This window comes from Alkalilimnicola sp. S0819 (genome assembly GCF_009295635.1).
Taxonomy (GTDB): Bacteria; Pseudomonadota; Gammaproteobacteria; order Nitrococcales; family WHIW01; genus S0819.
Genome location: NZ_WHIW01000038.1, coordinates 1 through 1199, shown reverse-complemented (window position 1 = coordinate 1199; position 1199 = coordinate 1). Strand labels below are relative to the sequence as shown.

The window sequence follows — 1199 nt, the reverse complement described above, 5'->3', positions numbered from 1 at the left end:
CGTAAGCTCCCCCGTCAAGTAGACACCTCCAAACTAGAACCCATGGCGTAGTGGGTAAAATGTTCGAGCGGTGTGCGTTCGCCCAAGGCGTCGTGCGGCCGCTCCTCGTTGTACTCGATCATCCAGCGGTGGGTGATCTCCCGGACCTGGTCGAGGTCCTCGAACAGGTACAAGTCCAGCACCTCGTCGCGGTAGGTGCGGTTGAAGCGCTCGATGTAGGCGTTCTGGTTTGGCTTGCCGGGCTGGATGTACTGGATAAGCATGCCGTTCTCCCTGGCCCAGCGGGTGAAGACGTCGCCAAGGAATTCCGGCCCGTTGTCGGTGCGCAGAATCTCCGGCAGGCCGCGCTCCGCCTTCAGTTGCTCGAACACCCGCACCAGCCGTTGGCTGGTAATCGAGGTATCGATCTCGATGGTCACCGCCTCGCGGTTGAAGTCGTCGAGCACGTTGAAGGTCCTGAACCGTCGCCCGCAGTACAGCGCATCGCTGACAAAATCCGCCGACCAGACGGCGTTCGGCTTGTCCGGGACGTCAAGCGGTTGCCGCTCGCGTGGTGGCACGCGCCGCTTTACCCGGCGTTTGTGGTTGAGCTTCATGGCGCAATACACCCGGTAGACCCGCTTGTGATTCCAGCGATAACCCCGTCGGCGCAGCTTGCTTTGGTACTTCCAGAACCCCTGCGTCGGATGCTTTTCGGCCAGCTCCTGGAGCGCGGCAATGACCTCCGCATCGCGCACCTGCGGTGCAATCGGCGTGCGGTAATAGGCCGCCCGTGAAAGCCCGACGCAGCGGCAGCTGCGGGTGATGGGCAGGCGATGCTCCTCAACGAGGAAGTGCACCGCCTCACGCTTCTCGGACGGCCCTAGAGCTTTCGGTCGATGAGGTCCTTCATCGCCCGGTTCTCGAGCGAGAGGTCCGCAAACATCTGCTTCAGGCGCTGGTTCTCCGCCTCGAGCTCCTTGATGCGCTTGAGCTCGGACGCCTCCAGGCCGCCGTACTTCGACTTCCAGTTGTAGTACGTCGCAGTGCTGATGCCGTGTTTGCGGCACAGCTCGTTGACCGGCAGGCCCGCATCGGCCTCCTTCAGGATCGCGACGATCTGCGTCTCGGTGAATCGGGACTTTCTCATGTGAACCTCCTGGGCGTAGTCTGCCAGAAGGTTCTAGTTTCGACCTGTCTCCCGGATGGGGGAGCTTACG

The 1199-nt window shown here is 62.1% G+C and carries 1 protein-coding gene; it reads right to left on the bottom strand.

What is annotated here, in order from left to right; translation table 11 throughout:
- Positions 1–14: 14 nt before the first annotated feature.
- Positions 15–1129 (bottom strand): IS3 family transposase gene (locus GBG68_RS13860; RefSeq protein WP_152148379.1). Its coding sequence is split into 2 segments (ribosomal slippage): positions 15–874 and positions 874–1129, totalling 1116 coding nucleotides; the frame shifts between segments, so codons are not numbered across the junction.
- Positions 1130–1199 lie beyond the last annotated feature (70 nt).